Source organism: Cellulomonas xylanilytica (assembly GCF_007989805.1).
Taxonomy (GTDB): Bacteria; Actinomycetota; Actinomycetes; order Actinomycetales; family Cellulomonadaceae; genus Cellulomonas; species Cellulomonas xylanilytica.
In genome coordinates this window covers 23,578-36,291 of sequence record NZ_BJUB01000014.1, presented here as the reverse complement: position 1 = coordinate 36,291, position 12,714 = coordinate 23,578, and the positions used below count along the sequence as shown (strand labels likewise).

The following is a 12,714-nucleotide window of genomic DNA, read 5'->3' as shown; positions in this document are numbered from 1 at the left end:
ACAGGACACCCCGTCGAAGGAGCAGCTCGTGCGCGTTGGCGTCCACCTCTACCGTTTCGACTCCGTCGAGCCCGCGGCCCTGCGCCAGGAGCTGGCCGACGCGGCCCGCGCGGCCGAGGACTCCGGCGTCGCCTGGGTCTCGGTCATGGACCACTACTTCCAGATGACCGCGGCGGGCTTCCCCGCCGACGACCCGATGCTCGAGGCGTACACGACCTTGGGGTACCTGGCGGGCGTCACGTCCGAGGTGCAGCTGGGCGTGCTCGTCACCGGGGTGACCTACCGGCACCCTGGCCTGCTGGCGAAGATCCACGCCACCCTCGACGTCCTGTCCGGCGGCCGCGCGACCCTCGGCATCGGTGCCGCCTGGTACGAGGAGGAGCACCTCGCGATGGGCGTGCCGTACCCGCCGCTGGCCGAGCGGTTCGAGCGGCTCGAGGAGACGCTGCAGATCTGCCGGCAGATGTGGGACCCCACGAACGACGGACCCTACGACGGCACCCACTACCAGCTGGCCCGGACCCTGTGCTCGCCGCAGCCGCTGACCCGGCCCGAGATCCTCATCGGCGGCTCCGGCGAGCGCAAGACCCTGCGCCTGGTGGCGCAGTACGGGGACGCGTGCAACCTGTTCACGTCCACGCCGCAGGAGGTCGCGCACAAGCTCGAGGTCCTGCGCGGGCACTGCGCCGACGTCGGCCGCGACCCCGCCGAGATCCGCGTGACCATGCTGTCCCGCGGCGAGCAGCTGCTCGCCGGGGACGTCGACGGGTTCGTCGAGGAGATGCGCGCGTACGACGCCCTCGGGGTGGAGTCCGTGATCCTGACCCCGGCCGACACGAGCCTGACGGCCTGGGTCAAGGACGCGGTGGCCCCGGCGGTTCCCCGCCTGGCCCAGCTGGGCTAGGCCGGCGCGTCGGCCGCGGCGTGCAGTGCGGCCACGTCGATCTTGTCCATCGTCAGCATCGCGTTCATGGCCCGGCCCGCGCGGGCGGGGTCCGGGTCGGACAGCAGGGCCGGCAGGGCCGTCGGGACGACCTGCCACGACAGGCCCCAGCGGTCCTTGAGCCAGCCGCACCGGCCGGGCTCGCCGCCGTCGGCGATCAGGGCGTCCCACACGCGGTCGCACTCGGCCTGGTCGGGGACGGAGACCTGGAACGAGAACGCCTCGGTGAACGGGAACGCCGGCCCGCCGTTGAGGGCCTGGACCTCGACGCCGTCGAGCACGAAGCTCACCGTCAGAGCGGTCCCGGCCGGCTGGGGAGCGCCCTCGCCGTAGCGGGCGACCGACACGACGTGCGAGTTGGGGAAGATCTCGACGTACCGCTGCGCGGCCTGCTCGGCCTGGTCGTCGAACCACAGGAACGGGCTGATGGTCTGCATCTCGGTGCCTCCGGTGTCGTGACGCGGAGCCCGGTGCTGCCGCGTCGTTCGTGCAGTGGTCGGAGCCCGATCGCGGTTCTCGACACGGGTGCCGGCACTAGTTCCAGTGACGGGGCGGGACCAGGGCGGCGGGCAGGCGGGTCAGGCTGTCGCCCCGCGCGGACGCCACCTGGGGCGGTGTCAGGAAGAGCGCGTCCGTCAGGTCCGCACCGTCCAGCCGGGCACCGCGCAGGTCCGCGCCGAGCAGGTCTGCCCGGCGCAGGTCGGCGCCGCGCAGGTCCGCGCCGATCAGCAGCGCGCCGCGCAGGTCCGCCCCGCGCAGGTCCGCTCGGCGCAGGCCGGCTCCGGTCAGGTCGGCGCCCCGGGATCTCCGGCCGCCCAGCCCGTCCCGCGCCAGCGCGCTGACCCGCCCGAGCAGCTCGCCCACCCGCGCCTGGGCGTCCGGTCCCGGGTCCCCGGCCACCTCGGCGCGCAACCGGGCGAGCTCGGCGTGCAGCGGTGCCGCGGCGCGGATCGCGAGCGACTCCGTGAGGTACCAGAGCAGCTCGTGCAGCCCGCGCATCGTGCCGAACGCCGCGAACATGTCGGCGGCGATCGTGGGGTCGTCGCGCCACGTGCGGCCGCCGAAGAGCTGCTGGGTCACGAACTGGCCGGCCCCGAAGCACTCGTAGACCGTGCACCCTGTGAACCCGCTGGTGCGCAGGTCGGCGTGGATGCCGCACCGGAAGTCGGCCTGGAGGTTGCGGCACGGCGTCCCGGCCGGCTTGTCGTAGGCGAAGTCCGACGAGCGCTGGAACGTGTGCGCGACGCAGCACAGCCCCGAGCAGCGCGCGCAGTCCGACCGCAGGTCTCGCAGCGGGATCGGGGCGTGGTCGGTCACGAGGTCGAGAGTAGGACGGGTGATCACTGCACCGCGTCGATCAGCCGGCGCAGCGCGGCGACGTGGTCGTGCAGCGCCCGCCGACCGGCCGGCGTCAGGCTGACCCACGTGGTCCGGCGTCCGGCGTGCACGCTCTTGCGGCTGCGCACGTAGCCGGCCTCGACCAGGGCCGACACGTGCTTGGAGAGCACCGAGTCGCTGACCTCCAACGCGCTGCGCAGAGTCGCGAACTCCGCCTCCGACACCGCGGACAGGGCCGTGACCAGCTGCAGCCGTGCGGGAGCGTGGATCAGCGGGTCGAGGCCCGCCATCAGCCGAGGACCAGCAGCACGGCGCACCCCAGGCACGCCGCCACGGCGAGCAGCCCGAGGGTCCGCGGGGAGGCGCCGCCCTCGTGGGCGGCGGGGTCGTGCCGGTAGGCCCGCCACCAGTGGCGGGCGCCGAGCGCGCAGCCGATGCCCGCGGCGACGGACGCCACGGCGACGAGCCACCACACGGACTGGAAGGCCGCCACGATCCCGACCGCGAGCGCGCCGAGGTACGCCAGCGAGGCCCTCGCCCCGGCCACGAGCACGACCTGGCTGGCGAGGCCGTCCACCCGGACGCCGTTGGTCCGGCTGAAGCGGTGCAGCAGGAAGGCGGCCACACCCAGGAAGACCGCGGCCCCGGCGAGCGCGACGGCCACCCCGGTCACCGTCTGCGCGGCGATCCCGTACGCCGCGGCGCCCACCTGGACCGCGACCCCGCCGGCGAGCGCGGGGTAGAAGCCCACGGGCAGGCGCAGGCCCGTCGTCAGTCGCTGGCGCGCGTCGTCCGCCGCGGCCAGCGCGGCGAGCGGGTCCTCAGCACCTCGGTTACTTTCCATGTCGGAAAGTATGGACCGAACTTTCCAGACTGGCAAGTAGACGTCTGCCCTCGGCAGATCCGCCGACGGCAGACCGGGGGTCCCCGGGCGGGCAGGCTGTGTGACGGTCGAGGAACCAGCGACCCCGGAGGAACCCATGGCCACCGCACCACCGACCGTCCGCCCGTTCGACGACGACCTGTCCACCCGCCTCCTGCACCAGCGCATCGTCGTGCTGGGCCAGGAGGTCGACGACACCATCGCCAACCGCGTCTGCGCGCAGCTGCTCCTGCTGTCGGCGGAGGACCCCCGTCGCGACATCGCGCTGTACATCAACTCGCCGGGCGGCTCGGTCAGCGCAGCGCTCGCCATGTACGACACGATGCGGCTCATCCCGAACGACGTCTCGACCCTCGCGATGGGTCTCGCGGCGAGCGCCGCGCAGTTCCTGCTCAGCGCGGGCACCCCCGGCAAGCGGTTCGCGCTGCGGCACTCACGCGTGCTCATGCACCAGCCGTCCGGTGGGATCGGCGGCACCGCGATCGACATCGCCATCCAGGCGCAGAACATGGCGCACGTGAAGCGCACCATGCAGTCGCTCACGGCCGAGCACACCGGGCAGAGCGTCGAGACGATCGAGCGGGACGCCGACCGCGACGCCTGGTTCACCGCCGAGGAGGCCCTCGCGTACGGGTTCATCGACCGGGTGGTCGAGCACCTCGACGACGTGCGTCCCGACGCGTCGCTGCGACGGGCGGGCCTCTGATGGCGGGCCAGTACACGATCCCGGTCGTCATCGAGCAGCGGCCGACGGGCGAGCGTGCGTCCGACGTCTACTCGCGGCTGCTCAGCGACCGGATCGTCTTCCTCGGCACCGAGATCGACGACGGCGTCGCCAACGTGGTCATTGCGCAGCTGCTGCACCTGCAGTCCGAGAGCCAGGACTCACCCATCCACCTGTACATCAACTCGCCGGGCGGCTCGATCACCGCGCTCCTGGCCGTGTACGACACCATCCAGTACATCAAGCCGACGGTCGCCACCTTCTGCCTCGGCCAGGCGGCGTCGGCTGCGGCGGTGCTGCTCGCGGCGGGCACGCCCGGCAACCGGCACGTCCTGGAGCACGCGCGCGTCCTGCTGCACCAGCCGTCGGGCGGGGGAGAGGGCACCGCGGCGGACCTGGAGATCCAGGCCCGCGAGATCGCCCGCGTCCGGGAGCAGGTCGACGAGATCCTGCACCGCCACACCGGTCAGCCGCTGGCCAGGCTGCGCACCGACACCGAGCGCGACCTCATCCTCACCGCCCAGCAGGCGGTCGACTACGGGCTGGCAGACCGGGTCGTCACGACGCTGAAAGAGGTGCCGGAGCTGGCGCGCAGCGGCGGGTGAGGAGCCGTTGCCGCAGGTAGCCCGATCGGCCGAGGTGTCAGGCGGCCAGCAGGACCGCCGTCCCGACCTCTCCGGCCGGTGCCGGCGCGTCCGCGTGCGCCGTGAGGGTGGTGACGGTTGCAAGCTCGTGGCGGTCGGGCGCCGTGAGGTCGACGACGAGGCGGCCCTCGGCGAGCGCGAGCTGCGCGTGCGCGGTGCCGACGAGGTCGACGAGCCGCAGCCCGAGCGCCCGGCAGACCGCGGCAAGCACCTCCGACGACGGCTCCTTGCGACCCCGCTCGACCTCGGAGAGGTAGGCGACGGACACCCGTGCGTCCTCGGCGACGTCGCGCAGGGTGCGCCGCTGACGTTCGCGCTGCTCGCGCAGGATCGACCCCACGAGCCGCCGGAGCAGCGGCTCGGTGCGGTGCTCGAGGGGCGTCAGGTGCGGCGTCATCGCGTCCTCCGGGGTCGACGTGGTGCTCACGCCACGCTAGCCCGCACCGCGCGCCGACAGTCGTGCCGACGCTTCTGCCCTGAGCGGACGCCGCGGGGACGGCGAACCGGCCCTGAGTGCCGTGACCAGACGTCGCGGCGGCACTCAGGGCCGGTTCGTGCCCGGTGACGTCAGCTCGACACGTCGGCCGTCGTGAAGCGGCTCCACGCCAGGGCGCCGAAGATCGCCACCCAGGCCGCCTGCAGCGCCAGTCCCTGGCCGAGCACGCCCCAGTCCGGTTCGAGCCGGAGGAACTCCGCGAAGTCGAGCCAGTGGTGGGTCAGCAGCGCGGGCGCGATCGTGGCCAGCTGCGGGAGCTGGTCGAGGACGCCGCAGACGATCGCGGTGACCACCGTGGCGGCCATCGCGCCGACGGGCACCTCGGTCAGCGTCGAGAAGAACAGCCCGACCGCGACCAGCCCGGTCATGGACAGCCCGACGTAGACGACGACCGCGGCGATCCGCAGGATGCCGTCGCCCAACGACACGGTGGTGCCGGACAGCAGGGTGATCCCGCGCAGCCCGAAGAACGCGGCACCCGCGACGATCCCGACCACCGCGATCGCGGCCACCGCGGCGGCGGCGAAGGTCAACGCCCCGACGGCCTTGACCGCGAGCAGCCGCCCGCGCGCGACCGGCACGGTCAGCAGGTAGCGCAGGGTCCCGGCGGCCGCCTCGCCCGCCACCGCGTCGCCGGACGCGATCCCGATGGTCAGCGGGAGCAGGAACGGCAGGCACAGGAAGAGGGACGCCACGACGAGGAACAGCCCGTTGCCCGTCACCCGCCCCACGAACCCCGGTCCCTGGCCGTCGAGCGCGGTGTCCTGGGACAGGAACAGCACGGTCCCCAGCAGCAGGGGGACCAGCGCGAGCCCGAGCAGCAGGACGAGGTTGCGGCGCCGGCCCAGGACGAGGCGCAGCTCGGAGCGGACGAGCCGCAGCAGCGATCCCCGCAGCGGCCTGACCGTCGGTGGGGCGGTCTCAACGAGCGACATCGAAGCCCTCCCCGGTCAGCTCGACGAAGATCTGCTCCAGGTTCGGCCGGCGCACCTCGAGGCCCAGCAGGTCGACGCCCGCGTGGACGAGCGCCGCCGACACCTTCTCGGGCGGCACGGCGCCCAGCAGGGCGGACACCGTCGCGCCCTCGGTCTGCACGTCGGTGAGGCCGAGACCGGTCAGCACCTCGGTCGCGGCGCCGACGTGGTCCGCCGACGTGAGCACGGACAGCCGGGGCAGGCCCTGCGCGGTGAGCTCGGCGCGGTCGCCCTGCAGCAGCAGGTGCCCGCCGCTCATGATCCCGATGTGGCTGCACACCTGCTCGATCTCGGCCAGCAGGTGCGAGGAGACCAGCACGGTGGTGCCGTTCTCGGCGAGCTCGCGCACCAGGTTGCGGACCTCGCGCGTGCCCTGCGGGTCCAGACCGTTGGTCGGCTCGTCCAGCACGAGCAGCTCGCGAGGGCGCAGCAGCGCGGCAGCCAGCCCGAGCCGCTGCTTCATGCCGAGCGAGTACTGCCGGTACGGCTTGCCGGCCGCGGCGCCCAGCCCGACGCGGTCGAGCGCCTCGTCGGCCCGCTGCCGAGCGGTGCGCGGGTCCGCCGTCGCGTCGCTCGCGTCGAGCCGCGCGAGGTTGGCCGACCCGGTCAGGTACGGGTGGAACGCCGGTCCCTCGACGAGCGCACCCACCCGCGGCAGCACGTCCGCGCCCGCGCCCGGCATCTCGCCGCCGAGCAGGAACGCGCGTCCGCTGGTCGGCCGCACGAGCCCCAGCAGCATGCGGATCGTCGTCGTCTTGCCCGAGCCGTTGGGGCCGATGAACCCGTAGACGGCTCCGCGCGGGACGCGGAGGTCGATCCCGGCGACGGCCACCTGTCCCGAGCGGAACCGCTTGGTGAGGCCGTCGGTCGCGATGGCGAGCGGCGCGACGGGAGCCGCACCCGAGGGTGCGGCTCCCGTCGTCGGATCGGTCACCGGGCCGCCAGGGCCTGGAGCGTGGCGCCGGGCACCGCGCCGACCAGCACGCGGCCGTCGTCGGTGACGAGCACCGACAGCAGGGCGGAGGACAGCAGCCGCCCCTCGGGCACCTCGGTGGTCAGCGTCTCGTAGAGCGCGCTGGTGTCGAGGTCGCCCATCGGCGAGCCGGACCCCTCCTCCGGCATGAACTCCGAGTACAGGTCCGCGGCACCCTGCGAGCCGAACGTCTTGTCGACGCCGGGCAGGCTCGCCGCGGCCGACGGGTCGCCGGCGACCACGGCTGCGACGTCGAGCCCGGAGGCCTGCACGATCGTGTCCCAGCCGGCCCCCGTCACCGTCACGCCCTCCGGCAGCTCCTTGTCGGGGGTCGCGGTGGCTGCCTCCGCCGGCATGTCGGGGAGCGGGACCACGACCTCACGCGTGGACGCCCCCGCCGGAGCGGAGAACGCGAGGACCGAGTCGGCGGGCGTCGCGAACGACACGTCGGTGAACCCGATCTCCAGCGCGGGAGTCTCCGTGTCGGACGTGCTCCACACCTGCACGCGCAGCGGGGTCGAGGTCTCGGCGTCCACCGCCACGACGATGCGACCGACCAGCGTCGTGTCGCTCCGGGGCGTCACCACCAGCTGGTAGGCGGCCCGGCCGGCCACTTCCGTCTGCGAGTCCAGCGTCACCGTCGAGGTCAGCTTCGCCATCTCGACCGCCTGGCGGCCCGCCTCCTCGGGCGTCGGCAGGTCGCCCTGCACGGCGAGCTCGCCGGCCTCGGCCTGCGCCTTCAGCTCGTCGAACCGGGCCACGTCGGCCGGGTCCAGGCTGTAGTGCACGACGGCGTCGTCGGTGCTGGAGTACGTCCAGGCCTCCGGCCCGTCCTGCACGACCGAGTACTCCGACGTGGCGCCCAGCAGCGCGACCCGGGACCGCTCCTCGCCGTCCGACCAGACGCGAATCGTCGAGCTGCCACCCAGCAGCGCGACCGGGTTGGCGCCACCGACGTCCCCGAACGGGAGCTCCGGCAGCCCGAGGCGCGCGGTGTAGACGACGGTGCCGGACAGCGGCGACGGCTCGGCGCTCGCCACCTGCGCGGCGAGCTCCTCCGGGCTGACGGTCGGCAGGCCCGCGTCGTCGGCCGACGCGAACAGAGGAGGAGCGACGAAGGCCAGCCCCACCGCGACGGCGGCGACGGCGGGGACGGCCCAGCGGGCTCGTGGGCTCAGGGTGCGGCGGGACTCGTTCATGGCTCCACTGTGCGACACGACCGCTGAGGGCATCCTGAGAGCACCACGGGGTGGGTGTGCGGTCCGGATGGGATGCTCAGGTCATGCGGGTCCTGGTGGTCGACGACGAGCGCGGTCTCGTGCGCGCCCTGCACCGCGGGCTCACTGCCGAGGGGTTCGCCGTGGACGTCGCGTTCGACGGCGAGCGCGGGCTCGAGCTGGCGTCGCAGGACGGCTACGACGTCATCGTGCTCGACGTCATGCTCCCGCGGCGCAACGGGTACGACGTGGTCACCGAGCTGCGCGCCCGGGACGTGTGGACGCCCGTCCTCATGCTCAGCGCCAAGGACGGCGAGTACGACGTGGCCGACGGGCTGGACGTCGGGGCCGACGACTACCTCACCAAGCCGTTCGCGTTCGTCGTGCTGGTCTCGCGGCTGCGTGCGCTCCTGCGCCGGCAGGGCCAGGTGCGGCCGCCCGTGCTGACCGCGGGCGACCTCGTGCTCGACCCCGCGACGCGGCGGGTGACCCGGGCCGGGGAGGCGGTCGCGCTGACCACCCGGGAGCTGGCCCTGCTGGAGTACCTGATGCACCACGCCGACCGCGTCGTCGGCAAGGTCGAGCTGCGCGACCACGTGTGGGACGGCACGGGCGAGGACGTCAACGTCGTCGAGGTCTACGTCGGCTACCTGCGGCGCAAGCTCGGCCGCGAGGCCGTCGAGACCGTCCGCGGCGCCGGGTACCGCGTGGCGAGCTGACGTGCGCCGTGGCCTGTCGCTGCGTCTCCGGCTGACGCTGCTGGCGTCGGGGGCGCTCTGCGTCGCGCTCGTCGTCGGAGCCATCGCCCTGACGACCGTCCTGCGCAGCACGCGCATCGACGCCCTCGACCAGGTGGTCCGCGACCGCGCCGCCACGGTGTCCGCGCTCGCGGCCGACGACCGCCTGCCCGAGACGCTGCCCGTGCAGGAGCCGGGCGAGATCGTGCAGCTCGTCGACGCCGGCGGCGCCGTCCTGGCGACCTCCCCGAACGCCAGCCGCACGCTGCCGGTGCTCCCACCCGACGTCCTGGCAGGCCTGGACGGCGTCTCGACGACGCACCGCAGCGCCTACGACGACGTCGCCCGCGTCACGGTGCAGAGCACGACCTTCCAGGGCGAGCCCGTGACCGTCGTCGCGACCGTCCCGCTGACCGAGGTGCAAGGGGTGCTCGACGCGCTGCGTGTGGCCCTCGCGGTGGTGGTCCCGCTGCTCACCGTGGCGCTCGGCCTCGGCGTGTGGCTGATCCTCGGGCGGGCGCTGCGGCCGGTCGAGGAGCTCCGGCGGGGCGCGGCCCTGGTGGCGTCGTCGGGCGGCCCCGGCTCGCTGCCCGTCCCCGACCGTGACGACGAGCTCGGCGCGCTGGCCCGCACGCTCAACTCGATGCTCGACCGGTTGGAGGCGGGCGCCGCGCGACAGCGGGCCTTCGTCGCCGACGCGGCGCACGAGCTGCGCTCACCGTTGGCGGCCCTGCGCACCAGCGTCGAGGTGGCGCGGGCGCACCCGCAGTCGTACCGGACGGACGAGCTCGCGGCGGAGCTCGAGGGCGAGATCCTGCGGATGCAGGCGCTCGTGGACGACCTGCTGCTGCTCGCCCGGGTGGGCTCGACCCCGCTGGCCCACGAGGAGCTCGACCTCGGCGCCGTCGCGCGCGACGTGGTGCGGCCGACCGAGCCCGTGACCGTCACCGGGGCCGGGCGCGCCCGCGGGGACGCCGCCGCAGTCGGCCGGGTGCTGCGCAACCTCGTCGACAACGCCGTCCGGCATGCCGGGTCCCGGGTCGCGGTGGTCGTCGCCGACGGGTCGGTGCGGGTGGAGGACGACGGCGCGGGGCTCGACCCGGCGGACCGCGAGCGCGTGTTCGAGCGCTTCGTGCGGCTCGACGAGGCACGGCAGCGCGACGAGGGCGGCAGCGGGCTGGGGCTCGCGATCGCCCGGGAGATCGCGCGCGAGCAGGGCGGTGACGTGGTGCTCGGGACCGCGGACCTGGGCGGCCTGCGGGCCGAGCTGCGGCTGCCACGCTGACGGGCCCGTCGTAGCGTGGGAGCCGTCGAGCGGCGGAGGTGAGCGATGGCGGAGCACGACCCGGTGCGCGACTCGGCCCGCTACCGCGTGCAGCGCGACTCGGCGGACGACCAGGAGGTGCCGGAGGCGGCTCCGCCTCCGGGTCGCATGGAGAACCGGCACCAGTGGGTCGACGTCGTGATCGACCAGGCGATCGCGCGTGGTGAGTTCGACAACCTGCCGCTGGCGGGCAAGCCGATCCCCGGGATCGCGCGGCACGACCCCGACTGGTGGCTCAAGGCCCTGATCGAGCGGGAGCAGATCTCTGGCGTGCTGCCGGAGGCCATCCAGCTGCGCAAGGACGACGCGGTCCTGGCCGAGCGGCTGGACGCGCTGCACACCGCGGACGACGTGCGCGCCGCCGTGGAGGAGTTCAACGCCCGGGTCGTGTCCGCGAGACGTCAGCTGATGGGCGGTCCGCCCGTGGTCACGCCGCTGCGGGACGTCGACCGCGAGGTGCGCGCGTGGACGGCGCGGCGGCAGCCGCCGGAGCCTGAGCCGGCTCCGGAGCCCGCCCCGAAGCGACGTCGCCGGTGGCGCAGGACCTGACGGTCAGGCGCGGTCCTCGAGGGCCGGGAGGATCGTCGTGGGGATCGCGAACGACAGCGAGATGGCGAGGATGCCACCGGCGAAGGCCCACGGTCCCCAGTCGCCCACGTTGAACGAGATGGTGAACAGGGCGAGGCCGAGGATGAAGAGGATGGCGGGGAAGACGACGCTGAGCATGCGACCGGGCGTGCCCGACCCGTCGTCCTCGCGACGCTCGATCACCGGGTAGCTCATGGGTCGTCCTCCAGGAGTGCTGTGCTGGGGTCCCCGGTGTGGTTCCACCGAGGACCCCAGCGTAGTCAGTGCGCGAGGGCGGGCGCCGCCTCGTCGACCGGTGCGCCGTGCGGTGCCGGGGCGGCCTTGACGAAGAACGCCGCCGGGATCGCGGCCAGCGAGATCACGGCGCCGACCAGGAACGCGGCGTGGATGCCGCCCGCGGTGGCGTCGACCACCCCGGACCCCGCAGCCGCCAGCGTGGCGCTCTGCGCGGTGAGCACCGTGACGAACAGCGCCGTCCCGGCCGCACCCGCCACCTGCTGCACGGTGCCGACCATCGCGCTGCCGTGCGAGTACAGGTGCATCGGCAGCGACCCGAGGGCGGACGTGAACAGCGGCGTGAACATCAGCGCCAGGCCGGCGCTCAGCGTGACGTGGCACGCCAGCATGAGCCACGGCGAGCTCGTCGCCCCCAGCAGCGTGAAGCCCCACGCGCTCGCGCTCACGATGATGGCGCCGGGCACCAGGAGCGGCCGCGGGCCGAACCGGTCATAGGCGCGCCCGACGCTCGGTGCGAGCAGACCCATGATCAGGCCGCCAGGCAGGAGCAGCAGACCGGTCTGCAGCGCCTCGAGCCCGAGCACCGTCTGCGCGTAGAGCGGCACCAGGATCAGCGTCCCGAACAGCGACATCATGCTGATCGCCATCACGCCCACCGAGATGGTGAACGTCGAGGACGAGAAGGTCCGCAGGTCCAGCAGCGCGTCGTCGGCCTTCTGCAGCTGCAGCTGGCGCAGCACGAACACGACAAGCGCGACCGCGCCGGCGCCGAGCGACACCCAGGTCGTGGTCGTGATGCCGGTGGTCGCCACCGCGCCCAGGCCGCTGAGCCCGTACACGATCCCGCCGAACGCGACGGCCGACAGGATGACCGAGCCGATGTCGACGCGGGCGACCCGGGTCTCCGTCAGGTTCGGCAGGCGGACCGCGCCGAGCGCAAGCGCGCCGATCGCGATCGGCAGGACCAGCGCGAACAGCCAGCGCCAGTCGAGCACGCTGAGGATGAGACCCGAGATGGTCGGACCGAGCGCCGGGGCGACCGAGATGACGATGGAGATGTTGCCCATCGTGCGGCCGCGGCTCTCGGGCGGGGTCACCGTCATGACCGTCGTCATGAGCAGCGGGAGCATGATCGCCGTGCCGCACGCCTGCACGACGCGGCCGATGATGAGCGCGTCGAACCCCGGCGCCAGCGCGCAGATCGCGGTGCCCAGGCTGAACAGGGTCATCGCCGCGAGGAACACGGCGCGCGTGGTGAACCGCTGGATCACGAAGCCCGTGATCGGGATGACGATCGCCATCGTCAGCATGAACGCCGTCGTCACCCACTGCGCGGTGCTCGCAGGGATGTCCAGGTCGCTCATCAGCCGGGGGAGCGCGACGCCCATGATCGTCTCGTTGAGGATGACGACGAACGTCGAGATGAGCAGCAGGCGGACGGCGAGACGGTCGCGCACGCCGGTGCCGGCAGCCCCGGCAGGGTCTGAGGACGAGGGCGGGTGGGTGGTGGTCAGGGTCTCGTCGGTCACGGGGACACCTCGGGTGTGGGAGGACGTGGATGTCGCAGCCGGTGCGGATCGGCGCGGACGCTGGGCACAGTCTGGGCGGTACGGCCGACGCGGGTCGACGCTTTTCG

General features: G+C 73.7%; 16 protein-coding genes. 6 read left to right on the top strand and 10 right to left on the bottom strand.

Annotated features, from left to right (window positions below):
- Window positions 1-28: 28 nt before the first annotated feature.
- Window positions 29-904 (top strand): LLM class F420-dependent oxidoreductase, encoded by an 876-nt coding sequence (locus CXY01_RS18680; protein WP_146930631.1) that lies wholly within the window; start codon window positions 29-31, stop codon window positions 902-904.
- On the opposite strand, the gene CXY01_RS18675 is transcribed toward CXY01_RS18680, so the two are convergent.
- From CXY01_RS18675 to CXY01_RS18660, 4 genes are all read right to left on the bottom strand, one after another.
- Window positions 901-1,380, bottom strand: coding sequence for a VOC family protein (locus CXY01_RS18675; protein ID WP_146930628.1), 480 nt, complete (start codon window positions 1,378-1,380; stop codon window positions 901-903). The two genes, CXY01_RS18680 and CXY01_RS18675, sit on opposite strands and share 4 nt — an antisense overlap.
- 97 nt (window positions 1,381-1,477) lie before the next feature.
- On the bottom strand, window positions 1,478-2,260 hold the full coding sequence (locus CXY01_RS18670) for a pentapeptide repeat-containing protein (RefSeq protein ID WP_146930625.1): 783 nt from the start codon (window positions 2,258-2,260) through the stop codon (window positions 1,478-1,480).
- A 23-nt stretch (window positions 2,261-2,283) separates the two neighbouring features.
- Complete coding sequence (locus tag CXY01_RS18665; RefSeq protein WP_146930622.1) at window positions 2,284-2,571, bottom strand: transcriptional regulator; 288 nt, start codon at window positions 2,569-2,571, stop codon at window positions 2,284-2,286.
- Window positions 2,571-3,125 carry a hypothetical protein gene (locus CXY01_RS18660; protein ID WP_146930619.1) on the bottom strand — a complete coding sequence of 185 codons (555 nt, stop codon included), beginning with the start codon at window positions 3,123-3,125 and terminating at the stop codon, window positions 2,571-2,573. The genes CXY01_RS18665 and CXY01_RS18660 overlap by 1 nt, the downstream gene beginning before the upstream one ends.
- A gap of 136 nt (window positions 3,126-3,261) precedes the next feature.
- Here CXY01_RS18660 and CXY01_RS18655 point away from each other — a divergent pair, with 136 nt between their 5' ends.
- Together CXY01_RS18655 and CXY01_RS18650 are read left to right on the top strand one after the other, a co-directional pair.
- Window positions 3,262-3,870, top strand: a complete 609-nt coding sequence (locus CXY01_RS18655) for a ClpP family protease (protein ID WP_146930616.1) — start codon at window positions 3,262-3,264, stop codon at window positions 3,868-3,870.
- Window positions 3,870-4,493 carry a ClpP family protease gene (locus tag CXY01_RS18650; protein WP_146930613.1) on the top strand — a complete coding sequence of 208 codons (624 nt, stop codon included), beginning with the start codon at window positions 3,870-3,872 and terminating at the stop codon, window positions 4,491-4,493. The genes CXY01_RS18655 and CXY01_RS18650 overlap by 1 nt, the downstream gene beginning before the upstream one ends.
- Before the next feature lie 37 nt (window positions 4,494-4,530).
- On the opposite strand, the gene CXY01_RS18645 is transcribed toward CXY01_RS18650, so the two are convergent.
- The 4 genes from CXY01_RS18645 to CXY01_RS18630 all read right to left on the bottom strand — a co-directional run bounded on the left by CXY01_RS18645 (window position 4,531) and on the right by CXY01_RS18630 (window position 8,174).
- Window positions 4,531-4,959, bottom strand: a complete 429-nt coding sequence (locus CXY01_RS18645) for a helix-turn-helix domain-containing protein (protein ID WP_246125487.1) — start codon at window positions 4,957-4,959, stop codon at window positions 4,531-4,533.
- Window positions 4,960-5,099: 140 nt separating this feature from the next.
- The gene (locus tag CXY01_RS18640) at window positions 5,100-5,963 is read right to left on the bottom strand and encodes an ABC transporter permease (RefSeq protein WP_146930610.1); all 864 of its coding nucleotides are present in this window, start codon (window positions 5,961-5,963) and stop codon (window positions 5,100-5,102) included.
- The gene (locus CXY01_RS18635; RefSeq protein ID WP_146930607.1) at window positions 5,950-6,936 is read right to left on the bottom strand and encodes an ABC transporter ATP-binding protein; all 987 of its coding nucleotides are present in this window, start codon (window positions 6,934-6,936) and stop codon (window positions 5,950-5,952) included. Before CXY01_RS18635 ends, CXY01_RS18640 begins: the two co-directional genes overlap by 14 nt.
- Window positions 6,933-8,174: a LolA family protein gene (locus tag CXY01_RS18630; protein ID WP_146930604.1), complete on the bottom strand. Its 1,242-nt coding sequence runs from the start codon at window positions 8,172-8,174 to the stop codon at window positions 6,933-6,935. The genes CXY01_RS18635 and CXY01_RS18630 overlap by 4 nt, the downstream gene beginning before the upstream one ends.
- A gap of 83 nt (window positions 8,175-8,257) precedes the next feature.
- On the opposite strand from CXY01_RS18630, the gene CXY01_RS18625 reads away from it, so the two are divergent.
- Genes CXY01_RS18625 through CXY01_RS18615 form a run of 3 tightly spaced genes read left to right on the top strand, consistent with a single transcriptional unit; the run spans window position 8,258 to window position 10,802 of the window.
- Complete coding sequence (locus tag CXY01_RS18625; protein WP_146930601.1) at window positions 8,258-8,911, top strand: response regulator transcription factor; 654 nt, start codon at window positions 8,258-8,260, stop codon at window positions 8,909-8,911.
- Window position 8,912: 1 nt separating this feature from the next.
- Window positions 8,913-10,214, top strand: a complete 1,302-nt coding sequence (locus tag CXY01_RS18620) for an ATP-binding protein (RefSeq protein ID WP_146930598.1) — start codon at window positions 8,913-8,915, stop codon at window positions 10,212-10,214.
- A gap of 45 nt (window positions 10,215-10,259) precedes the next feature.
- A complete protein-coding gene (locus CXY01_RS18615; protein WP_146930595.1) occupies window positions 10,260-10,802 on the top strand; it encodes a DnaJ family domain-containing protein in 543 nt (180 codons plus the stop codon).
- Between the two features lie 3 nt (window positions 10,803-10,805).
- Here CXY01_RS18615 and CXY01_RS18610 read toward each other — a convergent pair whose 3' ends face one another.
- Both CXY01_RS18610 and CXY01_RS18605 read right to left on the bottom strand, forming a co-directional pair.
- Window positions 10,806-11,036, bottom strand: coding sequence for a hypothetical protein (locus tag CXY01_RS18610; protein WP_146930592.1), 231 nt, complete (start codon window positions 11,034-11,036; stop codon window positions 10,806-10,808).
- Between the two features lie 65 nt (window positions 11,037-11,101).
- A complete protein-coding gene (locus CXY01_RS18605; protein WP_371862787.1) occupies window positions 11,102-12,607 on the bottom strand; it encodes an MDR family MFS transporter in 1,506 nt (501 codons plus the stop codon).
- Window positions 12,608-12,714: the final 107 nt, after the last annotated feature.

Coding starts and splice junctions, on each gene's coding strand:
- CXY01_RS18660 (WP_146930619.1), bottom strand. CDS start 3,125: ATGGAAAGTAACCGAGGTGCTGAGGACCCGCTCGCCGCGCTGGCCGCG.
- CXY01_RS18625 (WP_146930601.1), top strand. CDS start 8,258: ATGCGGGTCCTGGTGGTCGACGACGAGCGCGGTCTCGTGCGCGCCCTG.
- CXY01_RS18650 (WP_146930613.1), top strand. CDS start 3,870: ATGGCGGGCCAGTACACGATCCCGGTCGTCATCGAGCAGCGGCCGACG.
- CXY01_RS18675 (WP_146930628.1), bottom strand. CDS start 1,380: ATGCAGACCATCAGCCCGTTCCTGTGGTTCGACGACCAGGCCGAGCAG.
- CXY01_RS18615 (WP_146930595.1), top strand. CDS start 10,260: ATGGCGGAGCACGACCCGGTGCGCGACTCGGCCCGCTACCGCGTGCAG.
- CXY01_RS18665 (WP_146930622.1), bottom strand. CDS start 2,571: ATGGCGGGCCTCGACCCGCTGATCCACGCTCCCGCACGGCTGCAGCTG.
- CXY01_RS18610 (WP_146930592.1), bottom strand. CDS start 11,036: ATGAGCTACCCGGTGATCGAGCGTCGCGAGGACGACGGGTCGGGCACG.
- CXY01_RS18640 (WP_146930610.1), bottom strand. CDS start 5,963: ATGTCGCTCGTTGAGACCGCCCCACCGACGGTCAGGCCGCTGCGGGGA.
- CXY01_RS18655 (WP_146930616.1), top strand. CDS start 3,262: ATGGCCACCGCACCACCGACCGTCCGCCCGTTCGACGACGACCTGTCC.
- CXY01_RS18630 (WP_146930604.1), bottom strand. CDS start 8,174: ATGAACGAGTCCCGCCGCACCCTGAGCCCACGAGCCCGCTGGGCCGTC.